This window comes from Micromonospora sp. NBC_00898 (assembly GCF_045207895.1).
Taxonomy (GTDB): domain Bacteria; phylum Actinomycetota; class Actinomycetes; order Mycobacteriales; family Micromonosporaceae; genus Micromonospora.
The window spans coordinates 1818596-1833261 of the sequence record NZ_CP108775.1 but is presented as its reverse complement, the minus strand read 5'-3'; the positions used below and the strand labels follow the sequence as shown (position 1 = coordinate 1833261).

At 71.5% G+C, this 14666-nt stretch carries 10 protein-coding genes and 1 pseudogene; 6 read left to right on the top strand and 5 right to left on the bottom strand.

Features of this window, described 5'->3' with window-relative positions:
* Positions 1-57: 57 nt before the first annotated feature.
* The gene (locus tag OG799_RS08810) at positions 58-1641 is read left to right on the top strand and encodes a hypothetical protein (RefSeq protein ID WP_406044551.1); all 1584 of its coding nucleotides are present in this window, start codon (positions 58-60) and stop codon (positions 1639-1641) included.
* Positions 1642-1799: 158 nt separating this feature from the next.
* Here the strand turns inward: OG799_RS08810 and OG799_RS08805 are convergent, their stop codons facing one another.
* Positions 1800-2378, bottom strand: a complete 579-nt coding sequence (locus OG799_RS08805) for a hypothetical protein (protein ID WP_406044550.1) — start codon at positions 2376-2378, stop codon at positions 1800-1802.
* Here OG799_RS08805 and OG799_RS08800 point away from each other — a divergent pair.
* Positions 2364-3149: an alpha/beta fold hydrolase gene (locus OG799_RS08800; RefSeq protein WP_406044549.1), complete on the top strand. Its 786-nt coding sequence runs from the start codon at positions 2364-2366 to the stop codon at positions 3147-3149. The two genes, OG799_RS08805 and OG799_RS08800, sit on opposite strands and share 15 nt — an antisense overlap.
* Positions 3146-4465, top strand: a complete 1320-nt coding sequence (locus tag OG799_RS08795) for a cytochrome P450 (RefSeq protein ID WP_406044548.1) — start codon at positions 3146-3148, stop codon at positions 4463-4465. The genes OG799_RS08800 and OG799_RS08795 overlap by 4 nt, the downstream gene beginning before the upstream one ends.
* Before the next feature lie 86 nt (positions 4466-4551).
* Here the strand turns inward: OG799_RS08795 and OG799_RS08790 are convergent, their stop codons facing one another.
* The 4 genes and pseudogenes from OG799_RS08790 to OG799_RS08775 form a co-directional block, all read right to left on the bottom strand.
* A complete protein-coding gene (locus OG799_RS08790) occupies positions 4552-4992 on the bottom strand; it encodes a phage holin family protein (RefSeq protein ID WP_406044547.1) in 441 nt (146 codons plus the stop codon).
* A 98-nt stretch (positions 4993-5090) separates the two neighbouring features.
* The gene (locus tag OG799_RS08785) at positions 5091-6926 is read right to left on the bottom strand and encodes an AMP-dependent synthetase/ligase (RefSeq protein WP_406044546.1); all 1836 of its coding nucleotides are present in this window, start codon (positions 6924-6926) and stop codon (positions 5091-5093) included.
* Positions 6927-7120: 194 nt separating this feature from the next.
* A pseudogene (locus OG799_RS08780) lies at positions 7121-7768 on the bottom strand (ABC transporter permease); the annotation flags it as partial.
* 16 nt (positions 7769-7784) lie between these two features.
* A complete protein-coding gene (locus tag OG799_RS08775; RefSeq protein ID WP_406044545.1) occupies positions 7785-8084 on the bottom strand; it encodes a hypothetical protein in 300 nt (99 codons plus the stop codon).
* 578 nt (positions 8085-8662) lie between these two features.
* Here OG799_RS08775 and OG799_RS08770 point away from each other — a divergent pair.
* From OG799_RS08770 to fxsT, 3 genes are all read left to right on the top strand, one after another.
* Positions 8663-9097, top strand: coding sequence for a hypothetical protein (locus OG799_RS08770; RefSeq protein WP_406044544.1), 435 nt, complete (start codon positions 8663-8665; stop codon positions 9095-9097).
* A 21-nt stretch (positions 9098-9118) separates the two neighbouring features.
* On the top strand, positions 9119-10642 hold the full coding sequence (locus tag OG799_RS08765; RefSeq protein ID WP_406044543.1) for an effector-associated domain 2-containing protein: 1524 nt from the start codon (positions 9119-9121) through the stop codon (positions 10640-10642).
* 61 nt (positions 10643-10703) lie between these two features.
* A complete protein-coding gene (gene fxsT / locus OG799_RS08760; protein WP_406044542.1) occupies positions 10704-14663 on the top strand; it encodes an FxSxx-COOH system tetratricopeptide repeat protein in 3960 nt (1319 codons plus the stop codon).
* The last annotated feature ends 3 nt before the right edge of the window (positions 14664-14666 follow it).

Here is a 14666-nt window from a genome sequence, read left to right as displayed (position 1 = left end):
GTGCCGTGGTCGATCCGAACGAAGCGCCCGCCTCCGACGCGGCGGCGGCGGCGGCCGATGAGGACACGTTCGTGGTGCCGTCCTCATGGCCGATACCTGGCCCGGGTGCACCGCCCCACCCCCGCCGACCCGGTCCCGTCCGTCGAGCTCGGCTCGGCGACGGTGCGCTTCCTCGTCCCGCACGACCTCGGCTTCGTGCACACCGACGCCGCCACCGGCGCCCGGGACGACGTGATCGCGCTGGCGGTGTGGGCGTTCCGGGCCGCCGACGAACGCGTTCCCGACGTGCCCGACGCGCAGGTCGAGGTCGGCGGTCGGGCCGCCGACGGCGACGGCTCCGGGCTCGAGCCGACGCTCGTGCTCGCCGACGCGGTGTTGCGCGACGGCGCTGTACACGTCGGCTCCGGCATCGCCGTCGCGCTGGCCGACCAGCAGCGCCGACTCGACGCCGCCAACCTGCGCTGGCCGCTGCTGGCGGTCAACGACCTGGCCGCCCAGCTGACGGCATACCGGGAGCGCAGCGCCCGGTACCGGCCGGAGGCGCTGGCCGGGCTGCTCGTGGAGCTGCACGCCCGCCACCGTGCGGTCGTCAACGGCGGGGGAAGCCTACGGGCCCGGGTGCTCGGCACCGACGAGGCGGCGGAGACGCCGCTGCGCCGGGTCCGGCTGGACTCCCTCGGCGCCCGGGTGTCCGCGGTCGGCGAGCAACGCGTGGTGGAGATCTTCTACGCGCACGCCGACACCGCGACCGTGCTGGTGCTACGGCGCAGCTGGGACGGCGACGCCGACGGTGCGGCCCTGGCCCGGCGCCGCGTCGCCGGGACCACCGTTGGCGCGCTGGCCGCCGGGAACCTGGTCACCGAGTCCGCCGTACGCAGCGCTAGCCGGGCGGTGCGGCTGTCCACCAGCCGGGTCGCACAGACCACGGTCACTCCGTCGCTCGGCCGTTGGGACGCACTGCCCGACGCGCTGGTGGTGCGGGACATCACGGCGTTGGCCGCCGAGCTCGACGCCCTGCCGCCGCGGGCGGTCCGGCCACGCGTCGAAGCCGAGCTGGCGCGTGCCGTGCAGGTCGCCGACGTCCTGTCCGTCAGCTACTCGCCCGGGCAGCAGCGCCTCGACGCCGTCGTCGTGGACGCGTACGGCACCCGGGCCACGGTCACCGCCGTCCACGCCGCCGCCACGCCGGGCCGGCTCGACGCGGTCGCGGCGGCGCTCGGTGGCAGGGACGGCGCGATCCGCTACATCAGCGGCGTCGTGCACCGCTCCGAGGGCGGTGTGATGATCGACCCACTGGCGTTCAGCCTCGACGGCGCGCTGGTCCTGCCGGACCTGTCCCCCGCCACAGCGGGTCATCTCGGGCCCGACACGGCCGACATTCCAGGGCCGCTGGCCGCCGCGCTCTCAGACAGCCGCGCGCTGCTCGCCAACGTCGCCCACCACGGACTGCTGCACCTGTCGGCCACGTACCCGGATCGCCTGCGCGGCGCGGCACGGGGGTTGGCGAGGGTGGGCCTGCATCGGGTCGCGGCCGCCGTGGAGTGTTTCGCCGGGACGCTCGGACCCGACCCGAGCGAGGCTGCGGTATGGGCATGGGTGGATGCCTGCCTGCGGGTCGAGGTAGCTCTCGACCTGTGCTGAGGGTGGCCTGCACCCGTCCCTCCTGATCAGGGCCATGCCCCCGTTCGGGGCTGGGCCGCTGCCCCGGGCTGCTCCCGACACAGGTCGTCCGTTTGGGGCCGGCCGCAACGACGACGCGGCCGGACCGTGCCCGGTCCGGCCGCCAGGGGTCGGTGGGGTCAGGACCTGGACAGAGTCACGATCGTCGTGTCGTCGACCGTGGCGTAGTCGCCGTACTCGCTGTCGTAGGCGGTCGCCTGGGTGCTGACCTCGGCATCGCCCTTCGCGAACGGGGTGGTGTCGTTGGGTGTGGCCGAGGCCGTCCACGCCACCGCCGTGCCCGGCGTGCAGTTCACCAGGGCACCGAAGGTGCCGCGGACCAGCACCTTCTTGACCACCTGAAAGACGGCGCCACTGACCGATACGGACGCGGGCTGGCTGCACGTCACCGTGCCGTGCACGAGCGCCTTGCCGCTCACCGAACTGGCCGTGCCCTCGCTGGCGACGGTGAGCTGAAGGTCCCGGGCGGCCTCCGCGCAAAGTGGATCAGCGACAGCCCGTGGATCATCAACCCGCAGCGCGGACGGTCCGCGCGAAGGCCGGGCCCGGCACACCCTTCGGCTGCTCTTCCGTTCGGTCCGCGCGCCGACTACGGTCGCTCTCACATCGCCAGCGTTCACCTTGTTGGCTCTCAGGTCGTGCACTTCGGTTTCAGCGCCGCCGCAGCGGAAGGGGTCGCCGCCATGACGATCAGCCACATCAGCGCCGGTGACTCCGACGGCGGTCCGGTCAGTGTCGGTCGGGGCCCGCGCAAGGTGCTGGCCCTGCACGGGTGGTTCGGGTCTGCGCAGGGCTGGGGCTGGCTGCCGCAACTGATCGACGCCGAGCGCTTCACCTGGGCTTTCCTGGACTACCGCGGGTACGGCGCGCGCACCGGGGTCGCGGGCGACCATACCCTCGCCGAGATCTCCCGCGACGCCCTGGAGCTCGCCGACTCACTCGGCTGGGACACGTTCTCGGTGGTCGGGCACTCGATGGGCGGCAGTGCCGCCCAGCGGGTACTCGCCGACGCCCCCGGGCGGGTGGAACGCCTCGTCGGCATCAGCCCGGTCCCGGCCGGCGGGGTGCCCTTCGATCTGCAGAGCTGGGCGCTGTTCGACGGTGCGGCCGCCAACTCGGACAACCGGCGCGCCATCATCGACCTCACCACCGGCAACCGGCTGTCCGGTCGCTGGCTGGACGAGATGGTCAGGTTTTCCCTCGATCACTCCACCCGGGAGGCGGTCGGCGCCTACCTCGCCGCCTGGGCGCGAACTGACTTCACGGACGACGTGAAGGGCAACCCGGTACCGGCGCTCGCCGTCATCGGCGAGCACGACCCGGCGCTGGGCGCCGACACGATGCGCGAGACCTGGCTGCGCCACTACCCCAACGCGCGGCTCGAGGTGCTCGCCAACGCAGGGCACTACGCGATGTACGAGACCCCGGTACGGTTGGCCACGGTGCTCGAGGAATTTCTCGGGCAGTGAGGGGCGATCCGGCGCCCCTGGTCGATCCCCGCACCTACCTCGACGGCGTGCCGTACGACCTGCTGGCCGAGCTGCGCGCGACCAGCCCGGTGATGTGGGTCGAGGAGCCGCCGATGCTCGGGCTCCCCGGCGGGCCGGGCTTCTGGCTGGTGCTCCGGCACACCGACGTGACGGGCATCCTCAAGCAGCCACGGCTCTTCTCGTCCTGGCTCGGCGCCACCCAGATCCGCGACCCGGCCACCGGAGAGGACCTGGGCTACGTACGGCGGATGATGCTCAACATGGACCCGCCGGAACACGGCCGGCTGCGCCGGCCGGTCGCCCGGTCGTTCACCCCGCGCGCGGTCGCCGCGCTGGAGGCGTCGATCCGCGCGAACGCGGCGGCGCTCGCCGAGCGCGCGCTCGGCGACGCGGACGAGGGTACCTGCGACTTCGCCCGTGACCTGGCCGCCGACCTGCCACTGCTCACCCTCGCGGACGTACTCGGGGTTCCGGAGCCGGACCGCTGGCTGCTGTACGACTGGTCGAACCGGGTGATCGGCTTCCAGGATCCGGACTACGCCGGGTCAGCCGCGTTCGACCCGCAGGCCGGCACCGTCGCGGCCCGCGAGGCGCTGCGGCACCGGCCGGCCCCGGACGCCGACGGCCGGATGCCGGATCCGCGCACCCGAGCCGGTATGGCTGACCTTTACGCGTACGCGCACCTGCTGGCCGAGTCGAAGCGCCGCAGCCCGGGACAGGACGTCATATCCGTCCTGCTGGCGCACCAGGGCGACGACCGGCTCTCGGTGGAAGAGTTCGAGAACATGTTCTGGTTGTTCGCCGTGGCTGGCAACGAGACGATCCGCAACGGCCTACCCGGCGCGATGATCGCCCTGCTGGAGCACCCGGCCGAGCTGGAGCGGCTGCGCCGGGACCCGACCCTGTTCGACACCGCCGTCGACGAACTGCTGCGCTGGTGGACGCCGGTGATGGTGTTCCGGCGTACCGCCACGATGGACACCGCCATCGCCGGGGTGCCGGTGCGGGCCGGGGACAAGGTGGTGGTCTCGTTCGCGTCGGCCAACCGCGACGAACGCGTCTTCGCCGACCCCGACCGGCTCGACCTCACCCGACACCCCAACCCGCACCTGGTATTCGGCCACGGACCGCACTTCTGCCTGGGCGCGCACCTGGCCCGGTGCCAGCTACGTGCGCTGTTCGAGGCGCTGCTCACGCGCACCGCCAGCCTCACGTACGCGGGAGCGCCGGCGTACCTGCGCTCGAACTTCCAGCGCGGCGTCAAGCGCCTGCCGATCCACTGGCGGCGCCGCTGATCCGGCTCCGGCCCAGCTCGACCTCGTCAGCCACCAGCTCGGCCCGGCGGGTGCCGGGCGCTACGCCGGCGAAGCAACCGACGGCGTCATCGGTCCAGCGCGTCGCGGACGGCGGCGGAACCGGCGGGAACCACCCGACCGGCGGTGGCCGATACGGCGTCCCGGACCTCGTCGGCGAGTCGAGCCGAACTGCCCCCGGCCGCCCGCAGCCGTTCCAGGCCGGTCGCGCTGAGGAGGACGGCCGCCGCCAGGTAGCCGGCGGTGAGCCCGGCCGAGGCGAGCCGCCGGGGCAGGAACGCCTCCAGCATGCGCAACACGGTCGTCGAGGCCGCGCCGGCACCGAGCACGAGGCATCCGCCGGCCGCGGCGAGCAGCACGAAGCCCACGCCCGCCGGCCGAGCGGCATCGGCCAGCTGCGCGCGTACGACGCGCACCTCCTCGCGCACCACGTCCGCGACGTCCTGGGCCAGGCGGTCCGTGGGGCTGCGCGGGCGGCCTCCGGGCTGGTCTGAGACGGCGTCACTCATCGGGCCTCCCCTGCTCGTCGGGGCCTACCCGGCAGGACCGCCGGCATGCCTGCCGACCTGGATGTGTCGCCGCAGAAGGTGTGCGTGGTGTGCAGGCGTCAGTGCCCGCGGTAGAGGGCGTCGATATCGTCGGCGTAGTGGCGCCGCACGACCTCCCGCCTGATCTTCAACGTAGGGGTGAGTTCTCCGTCGGCTTCGGTGAGGTCCCGAGGCAGGATGCGGAAGGTCTTGACCTGCTCGGCGCTGGACACCGCCTGGTTGGCGCTGTCGACGGCGTCCTGGACTGCCGCACGCAGCTCAGCGTTGTCCCGCACCTCGGCGACCTGCGCGTCCGGGTAGCCGTGTCTGGCCCGCCACCGCAACCACGCCTGCGGGTCGATGGTGACCAGCGCCGCGGCATAGGGGCGGTCGTCGCCGACGAGCATGCTCTGGCTGATCAGCGGGTGCGCGCGGATTTTCTCCTCGATCGGCGCGGGGGCGAGGTTCTTCCCCGCCGCGGTCACGATGATCTCCTTCGTGCGGCCGGTGATGCGCAGGAAACCCTCGTCGTCGAGACTGCCCAGATCGCCGGTGCGCAGCCAACCGTCAGCGGTGAACGTGTCGCTCGTGGCCTCGGGGTTGTTCCAGTATCCGGCGAAGACGACGGCCCCGCGGACGAGGACCTCACCACCGTCGGCGATGCGGACCTCCACGCCCGGCAGCGGACGACCCACCGTGCCGATCTTCATCGCCGAGGGCCTGTTCGCCGCCACCGCCGGGGACGTCTCGGTCAGCCCATACCCCTCCAGCGGGGTGATGCCGGCGCCGCGGAAAAAGTGCCCGAGCCGCTCCCCCAGCGGCGCCCCACCGACGATGGCCGTACGGCACTGTCCGCCGAGCGCGGCGCGCAACCTTCGGTACGCCACGACATCACACACCACGCGCGCCAGCCGCCACAGGACTCCCGGGCCTCGCGGCGTGTCCATCGCCCGGCTGTACCGCACGGCCACGGCGTCGACGACGGAGAACAGCCATCCCCGGTGTGCGTCCTCGGCTTCGCGCCAGGCCCGGTTGTGCATCTTTTCGAACACCCGGGGCACCGCGAGGATGAACGTCGGGCGGTACTTTCGTAACTGGTCCAGCACCCCGCCAGCGTCGGCGCTGTGCACCATGGTCGCCCGCGTGTACACCATTCCTACCTGGATGAGCCGGGCGAACGCGTGCGCCAGCGGCAGGAACAGCACTGTCGACGCACCCGGACGCAACAACTCCGGCAACACCGCGACGGCACCACCCACGTCGCACAGGATGTTGTGGTGGGTCAGCACGCAGCCCTTCGGCCGGCCGGTCGTGCCGCTGGTGTAGACGATCGTCGCCACATCATCGCCCGACACCGCCTCGCGCCGTGCCTGGACCTGCGTCTCGTCGACCACGCGGCCGGCACCCGCCAGGGCGATCAGGTCCCCGGCGTCGATCTGCCATATCCGGCCCAGGGCGGGCAGCCTGTCGCGCAGGCCGGGGAGCAGCGCGGCATGCCCGCCGGTCTCGACCACACACCCCACCGCACCGGAATCCGACAGGATCCACTCCACCTGGTCGGCGCTGGAGGTGTCATAGACGGGAACGGTGACTGCCCCGATGGACCACAGGGCGTAGTCGACGAGGGTCCATTCGTAGCGGGTGCGGCTCATCAGTCCCACCCTGTCGCCGTGCCCGACACCGGCCGCGATGAATCCGCGCGCGACGGTAAGGACATCATCGCGAAACTGCAGACAGGTCACCGGCAGCGGACCGCCCTGCAATGACCGACGACCCGCCGGCCAGGACCGGGGAACCGGATCCGGGCGGACGAACTGCACCGCATCAGGAGCCTTTCGGGCGTTCTCCCACACCATCTCGGCCAGGCCGGGCACCCTGGTGCCGGTGGCCGTCGGCTCCGCCGTCACGTCCTGCACTTCCGCTCCCCCGCTCGCTGCACCGTTATTCAGCCGGCACGGGGTCATCATGACCTGATGAGCAGCTCAGCCGGGGTCAACCCGCGAACTTGACCAGCACTGCAGCGTGGGCCGACGCCGATGAATGACCGCAGTCGCATCGGGTACGCGGGCTGCGACACGCCAAGGGTCAAGCCGTCTGGTGGGACCGCCGGTCATGACGCGGCCAGGGCCTCGGTCGGGGAAAGCCGGGCCGCGCGGATGGCGGGGTAGAGCCCGGCGATGCCGCCGATGAGCACGGTGGCGGCGAGCCCGCCCGCTGTCGCCCATGGCGGTACGACGGCCGGCCAGGTCTGGTAGCCGGCGTATCCGGTGGTGACGGCGATGCCCAGGAGCACCCCGCCCGCGCCGCCGAGCGCGGACAGCAGGAGCGACTCGGCCAGGAACTGCAATCGGATCTGCCCCCGTGTCGCGCCGAGCGAACGGCGGAGCCCGATCTCGGCGCGGCGCTCCAGCACCGAGATGACCATCGTGTTGGCCACGCCGACGCCGCCGACGAGCAGCGCGACCGCGCCCAGGCCGAGCAGTAGCCCGTTCAGAGTGACATCGGCCGCTCGGCTCGCGGCCAGGGCGTCCGAGGGGCGCGACACGCTGACGTCGCCGGGCGCCTGCGGGTTGGCGGTGGCCGCCAGAATGCTGTGAACCGCCTCGACCTGGCTGTCGCGCGACCTGGTGTAGACCGTGGTCGCCCGCCCGTCGAAGCGGAACAGGTCGGTGGCGATCTCCCAGCCGATCAGGACTGCCGTGTCCAGCTCGTGCGCGAGCGGGACCGGGTTGAGCACGCCGACCACGGTGAACCGCTCGCCGCCGACTGCTCGCCTAGTCGAAGCCGCGCGCCTGTCGAGCCGGCGGCGCGACCACCCGGGCAACGTTGCGCCCGGCCGCCGGCTGCTGCTTCAGCCGGTGCTGGGGATACCGCGAGCGCAGCGAGGTGGGTACCGTGCGGTTGCCGTTGGCGCCGTCAAGATGATCCTGGCCGGCGGCGGAACCCCAGTGCTGCGCCGGTGCCGGCTCGGCCGGGGCGGTCGCTCGCCGGCCGTCCGCCGTCGGCACCTTCAGGCCGCTCGCTCCGCTGGCGGCGGTGGTGAAGAGCAGCATGCCGATCAGGACGAGCGCCATGGGCCGGACGGAACGACGGGTCCAGATGAGGCTGCTACCGATCCAAAGACGTGGGCGTGACCCGAGCATGGTTACCCCCCGGCGGGGCGGGACGGCGTTGCGCCTGCTGCCACGATTGAGTGGCACCGATAGGTTGCCGCCACATTCAGCGCTCGCGATGAACGGCGAAGATTCTTGACGAAAAATTGCGCTTGCTGAGCGCCGGCCGCACATCGGGCGCCGCCGGGTTCCAAGTGGATCCCCGCTAAGGGGGCGACCGGCGCTCGCGGACCGCAGTGGATCGCCGGTGAGCGGGCGGGCCTCACGGGGCTGGAGGCTCGCCACTCCCCGCGATCCGGGTGTTGCGACCACACCGCGGTCCAGGCCCGAACGGCGTCACGACGATTGCGTGATCAGGGGTCGGCGTACCGGCCGGAACCGGGGACGAGTTGTCGTCGGGTGCGATCTCGACGCGACGCCGGCCGCCGGCCTGAATGAGCCCTACGAGGGACAGTCAAGATTGAAGGGCATCAGGAAGTGTCAACTTGGCGACACTACGGCGATGCCATGGCCGCCGCCTCCGCTAATACCATTGGCGCATGTCACCAAAGGTCTCGATTGTCGCCACGGACAGCCACCGCGACCCCGGCCCGCGACCCGGCGCCGACGTGACCTTCTTGCCGCTCGCCGACGACGACGGCATTCCGGTCTACGACGAGTCCACCCCGGACCTGATTCAGGAACTGCAGGCCGCCGGTGCGGCGGTGGACACGTGGCATCCCGCCAGGGAATGCGAGTTCGTCTCGTCCCGAGGGCTGGTGACCGACGCCCTGCTCCAGATCGGCGTGGGAATCGGCTCGTCCGCCGGCTGGTACGCCCTGCAGACGTTGCTGCGCCGTCGTGGCGGACAGGTCAGGGTGGTCGCGATCTTCGACGACGGCGTCCAGCGGCGGCGTGCGGAGGTGACCGGAGAGGCGGCCGACGTGGTAGAGGCGCTGGAGAAGCTCGACCCGTTCAGCTCGGAGCCGTCCTGATGACGCCGGCCGCCACCTCCCGTGGAGGCCTCGCCGGCGAGCGATCAGATGGGGCCCGTGCGTGAGGCCCCGCGGCGCTATTCGCCATCCTTGGCGGAGGAGCGCCGCCGACTCGTCGGAGAGATCGCGACCGTGATGGAGGCGTCGTCGGTCGTCCGCGACCCGAACAGCCGACAGTTGCTGCTTCAGGAACTGGGCCACGCACTCGGCGGCGCACTGGGCTACCGGGAGCTGGGCCTGCTACGACCCCAGATCGTCGAGCTGGTGACGGTGTGCGTGGATCGGCCGGGTGGGCTGCGCTGCCTCGCCGAATGCCTGGAGCTGCTCGAGCCGGGCAGCCAGCAGACCGTCGCGCTCCTGCGGCTGGCCGACGAGTGGCAGGCGGTCGCGTTGTTCTCCGACTACGACGTGCCCTGGCTCCGCAGCCTGCTGTCCACGCTCGAGGCGACCGGAGAGCTGCGGCGGTTCGTCGCCGAGACCCGCGCGGCCCCCGCCCCGCCCTGGTGCGAGACCGCGTGGCATCTCTTCGCTCATCTCGCGTCGGCGAACTCGTACGGTGAGGTGCCACCCTGGCTCCCACTACTCGACAGGCTGGCAACGGCCGTACCGCAGGCGTCGCTGTCCCGGATGCGCCAGCTCGCCGCGCAGCTGGCCAAGGACTGGGGAGTCACGGATCAGGTCGACGTCGCCCAGCCGAGCCCTCCGACCCCCACCGGCACCGCCTACCTGCTGATCCAGTTCGAGAAGTACGGCGGCGACGACGACACCTACATCATGTCGCACTGGTACCAGTGGGCCTCTCGGGTGTGGCAGCCGATCCGCGGCGAGGACCGACACGTCCCGTACGCGGAGCTCGAGGCGGCCGTCGACCAGGTCGTCAACGAGACCGAGCGACGGTGGGCGAAGCAGGCCGGCGCCGTGACCATCGAGTTCGTCCTGCCCTGGCAGCTGATCAACGAACCGGTCGACACCTGGCGCAAGGAACTCCATTCACGGCTGCCGAGCCCCCTGACCACGGAGTACCCCCTGGTGATCAGGAGCCTGGAGCGCATCCGCGCCAGCCAGTGGCACCGGGTCTGGCGGAATCGCTGGCGAGGTCTCGCCGACCGCGCCAGCGAGCGGAACCTGGTCCACTGCGCGACGCAGCACCATGCCGACGTGCAGCTCGAGGCGATTCTCAAACGCGAGAGTGCCGTCGTCGTGCTGGTGCTCAGCGAATCCCCGACCGCCGACAGCGTGGGCGAGCGGCAGTTGCTCGTCGGGCTGCGATCCGGGGTGCCGGCGATCGTGTGGCACCGTAGCTCTCCGTCCACAAGGGATCTGTGCGAGACTGTCGCGTCGATGGTCGACGATCAGGAGTCGGGCTCAGGGGTGACGGACCTTCCGAACCGTGCCGCGCAATTGCGGCAGCTGGCGTGGAGTGAGGACCCCAAGGGGCTCGACCAGCACATGGGGCACGGCTTTGTGATCTTGTTCGATGACCCGGATCGGCAACCAGGAGGGGCGGTCTCCACCGACGGCGACAGGCGAAAGGTCCTTGCATGAGGGGCAACGGCCAGTGGAGGACGGGGAGCGCCGCCAGCCGGCGTACCCGTCGGATGGGCGGATGCGCCGTCGGCCGGTACCGCTGGATGCGGCCGCCGTGGCCCGGTCCGGCGACGACGGGTCCCTGATGAACCGACCGTTGCCAGTGACCTCCGCCCCCGCGGGCCGACCGGCCGACGGGTTGCGGATCGAGCCGACGGGCCACCGCCGGGATCTCGTCGTGGTCGTCGACGACGACCCGGTGATGGAGTTCTGGGCCGACGAGATCTCGACCTTCGTCGCGGTGCTGCGCGCCCAACGCGCCTTCCGCTCGCTCGAGGTCAGGCGGATGGCCGTCGGCGACGGTGCGCTCTGGGTGACCGGCGGGCCGGACGGTGTTCCCGAGGCGCCCGCGGATCTGGTCGATCCGGCCGGGCGACGCGTCGTCCTCCTGCTGACCCACGGTGGTTCGGACGCCTGGCGCGGCGGGCTCGTCCAACCCGTCCTCGCCTCGTGGGCCGCCAGCATCACGGTTGCCGTGGTCAATCTGCTGCCCCAACAGCGTTGGCGCGAACGGGGGATGGAGACGACCGAGGTGGCCTGGAGCCCGGACGGCTCAGGTTCGGTGACCTCCCGGTGGTCGTGGCGGGTGAGCGGTCTGGACCTTCGCCCCGTCGACGAACAGGACGACGCCCGGCTGACGGCGGTGCCGGTCATCGAACGCGGCACCGACTGGTTGCAGCGGTGGAGCCGGCTGCTGGCCGAACCGGTGACCGGCGACGTGCGGATGCCCGCGCTGCTCCTGCCACCCGACGGGTCGACCGCACACCGGCCGAGCCGGTCGCGCACCGCCCACGATCTCGTCGCCCGCTTCCGGGCCACCGTGTCGCCGGCATCGTTCACGCTGGCGACCCGGCTGGCGGCCGCCCCGCTCAACGCCCGGGTGGTCCGCGCCCTGCTGCGGACCGTGGTCCGGTCGGGGCCGGCGCAGCTGACCGAGGTGCTGACGAGCGATCTGGTGCGCCCCGTCCCGCACCGGGGCGCGGCGACCAGCGACACCCGCATCAGGTACGAGTTCGTGCACGGAGTCCGCGAGCGGCTCCTCACGCTCGGGTACCGCGACCGCACCGTCGAGGTCCAGCACGTCGTGGAGTACGAACTCGCGCACGACGTCGAGGCGGTGCGCAACCTGACCCTTCGCATCAAGGATCCGCGGAACGCGTCGTACGAGCGCGTCACTCCGGCCGCCGAGCCGTATCTCCGGGTCGAGTTGGCCGTTCACCTCTCCCTGGGCGGGCCGAACCTCGTCGCGGCCGTACGGCTGGGCCAGGCGCTCGGCTCGCCCATTCCACGGCAGATACGTCGAGTAATGCAGCCGTCGTCCGTTACCGCTCACAGGACCATGGAGTCCGGAATGTCTGACAGAGTGAAATCGCCGGACCCGGGGGTCTCGTTCGGCACCACACCGCACGCCACGCTGGACGCCGAACCGGGCATCACCCCGAGCCGGGCGCCGACCCACGACCTGCAGGCCGGGCAGCGGCTCGACGGGCAGTTACCGGCGGTCGTCGGTAACCTGCCGCTGCGGAACACGAACTTCACCGGTCGGCGCGATCTGCTCGACTCCCTGCATCAGCGCCTACGCGCCGGCACCACCGCCGTGCTGCCCGAGGCGGTGCACGGCGCCGGCGGGGTGGGCAAGTCTCAGCTCGTCATCGAGTACGTCTACCTCCATCAGCAGGACTTCGACCTCATCTGGTGGATCCCGGCCGAGCGCCCGGCTCAGATCCAGTCCGCCCTGGTGGAGTTGGCGGCGCGCCTGGACCTGCCGGTGCCGTCGACCGCCAACACGGCCGTGCCGGCGGTGCTGGAGGCGCTGCGGATCGGCCGTCCGTACTCGAACTGGTTGCTGATCTTCGACAACGCCGAGGACCCGGACGACGTCGAGCGGTTCTTCCCGAAGGGCGGCCCGGGAAGCATCGTGGTCACTTCCCGCAATGGGGCGTGGCGGGAAGTCGCGAACAGCCTTCCGGTCGACGTGTTCGAGCGGCAGGAGAGCATCGAACTGCTCCGTCGTCGGGGGCCGGACCTGGCCGTCAATGACGCCGATCGGCTCGCCGCGGCCCTGGGCGACCTTCCGTTGGCCATCGAGCAGGCGGCGGCCTGGCGCGCCGAGACGAGGATGCCGGCTGACGAGTATCTTGAACTCCTCGCCGCCAACCGTCCGGTGCTCGACGACAAGACGACGACGCAGCAGGACTACCCCGAGCTCGTCGCCGCGGCGTGGAACGTGTCGCTCAACTGGCTACGTGACCAGGACCGTTCAGCACTGCGGCTGTTGCAGGTGTGTTCGTACTTCGCTCCCGAGCCGATCGGCAAGGTGCTCCTGTCGAAGCCGCGCGCGCTCCGCATCCACCCCGACCTGGATCCCCTCGTCCGCAACCCGATCCGTCTCAACCGGGCGATCCGCACGATCGGCCGACTGTCGCTGGCCAGGATCGACCACCGGACGAACTCGTTCCAGATGCACCGTCTCGTCCAACGCGTGTTGATCAACCAGATGGACCCGGAGGATCGGGAGGCGATGCGGCACGGCGCCCACATGCTGCTCGCCGGCAACGACCCCGACCAGCCCGACGACGCCGATCATTGGCCGCGGTACGCCGAGCTGTATCCGCACATCGTCGCCTCGGAGGCTGAGCAGTGCTCGAACGAACTCGTCCGGGACATGGTGCTGAACGAGACGAAGTACCTGTGGCGGTGGGGTGACCACCTCGGCGCCCGTGACCTCTCGCAGCGGGCGTGGACGGCCTGGACCGCCGGCGACGACGGCGCCGACCCGGACAGCCTTCGGATGGCGAGCTGGCTCGGCTTCATGCACTTCGTCGTCGGTGACTACGCCGCCGCGGCCGCGCTCAACGCCCGGACGCTCGAGCTGTACCGGCAGACCCTCGGCGACGACCAGGAGGAGACCCTGTACGCCATCGGTGCCGTCGCCGCCGACCACCGCGTCGCCGGCGACTTCGCCGGCGCACTGGACCGCTCGCTCGTCGTCTACGAGCGGGCGAAACAGAATTTCGGCGAGGAGGAGCCGTTCACGCTGCGCGCCGCGCACAACCTCGCGGTGAGCATGCGGCTGTCCGGCCTCTTCGGACGGGCCCTCCAGCTCGATGAACAGACCTACCTGCGCCTGGTGCAGATCTACGGCACCGACCACCCGGACAGCCTGAGCACCTTCGGCGGCATCAACCTCGACCGCCGGGAGCTCGGCGACTACCTCGCGGCGCACGCGAACCAGGAGAACGTCGTCGCGACGGCCCGCCGGATGCTGAAGTACGACGACCACCCGGATCTCCTCCGGCAGAGCCACATGCTGGCGAGCTTCCGGCGCAAGGCCGGTCACCACCACGACGCCCTGGACCTGTCGAGCGACGTGCTACGCCGCTTCCGTACCCGCTACGGCGAGAACCACCCGGACACCGTGCTCGCCACGCTGACGTTCTCCATCGACCAGCGGCTGACCGGCGACCTGCGTACCGCGCGGGAGGCGGCGGAGGTCGCGGTGGAGGGTCTGCGCCTGCTGTACGGCGAGGACCACCCGCACACCGCGGGCGCGCAGGCGGACCTGGCAGTGACACTTCGGCTGCTGGGCGAGTGCGAACAGGCCCGTGAGCTCGACCAGGCTGCGCTGCAGCGGCTGACCAGCCGGCTCGGCGAGTCGCACGCCCTGGTGATGGCCACCCGGATCAACCTCGCGAGCGACCACTACGAGCTCGGCGACTACGCGGACGCCCACGCCCTCGACGTGGAGACCCTCGCGCAGTGTCGTCAGGTGCTCGGCAGCAGCCATCCCACCACGCTCGTGTGCGCGCTCAACCTCGCCATGGACCTTAGGGACGTCGGACGCGAGGCGGAGGCGAGCATGCTGTTCGACAAGGGTCTCGAGCAGCTGCGGCAGGCCCTTGGCGTACGACACCCGGCGGTCGCGGCGGTCGGCGCCGGCGTCCGGGCCAACTGCGACATCGACCCGCTCCCCCTGTAGCGG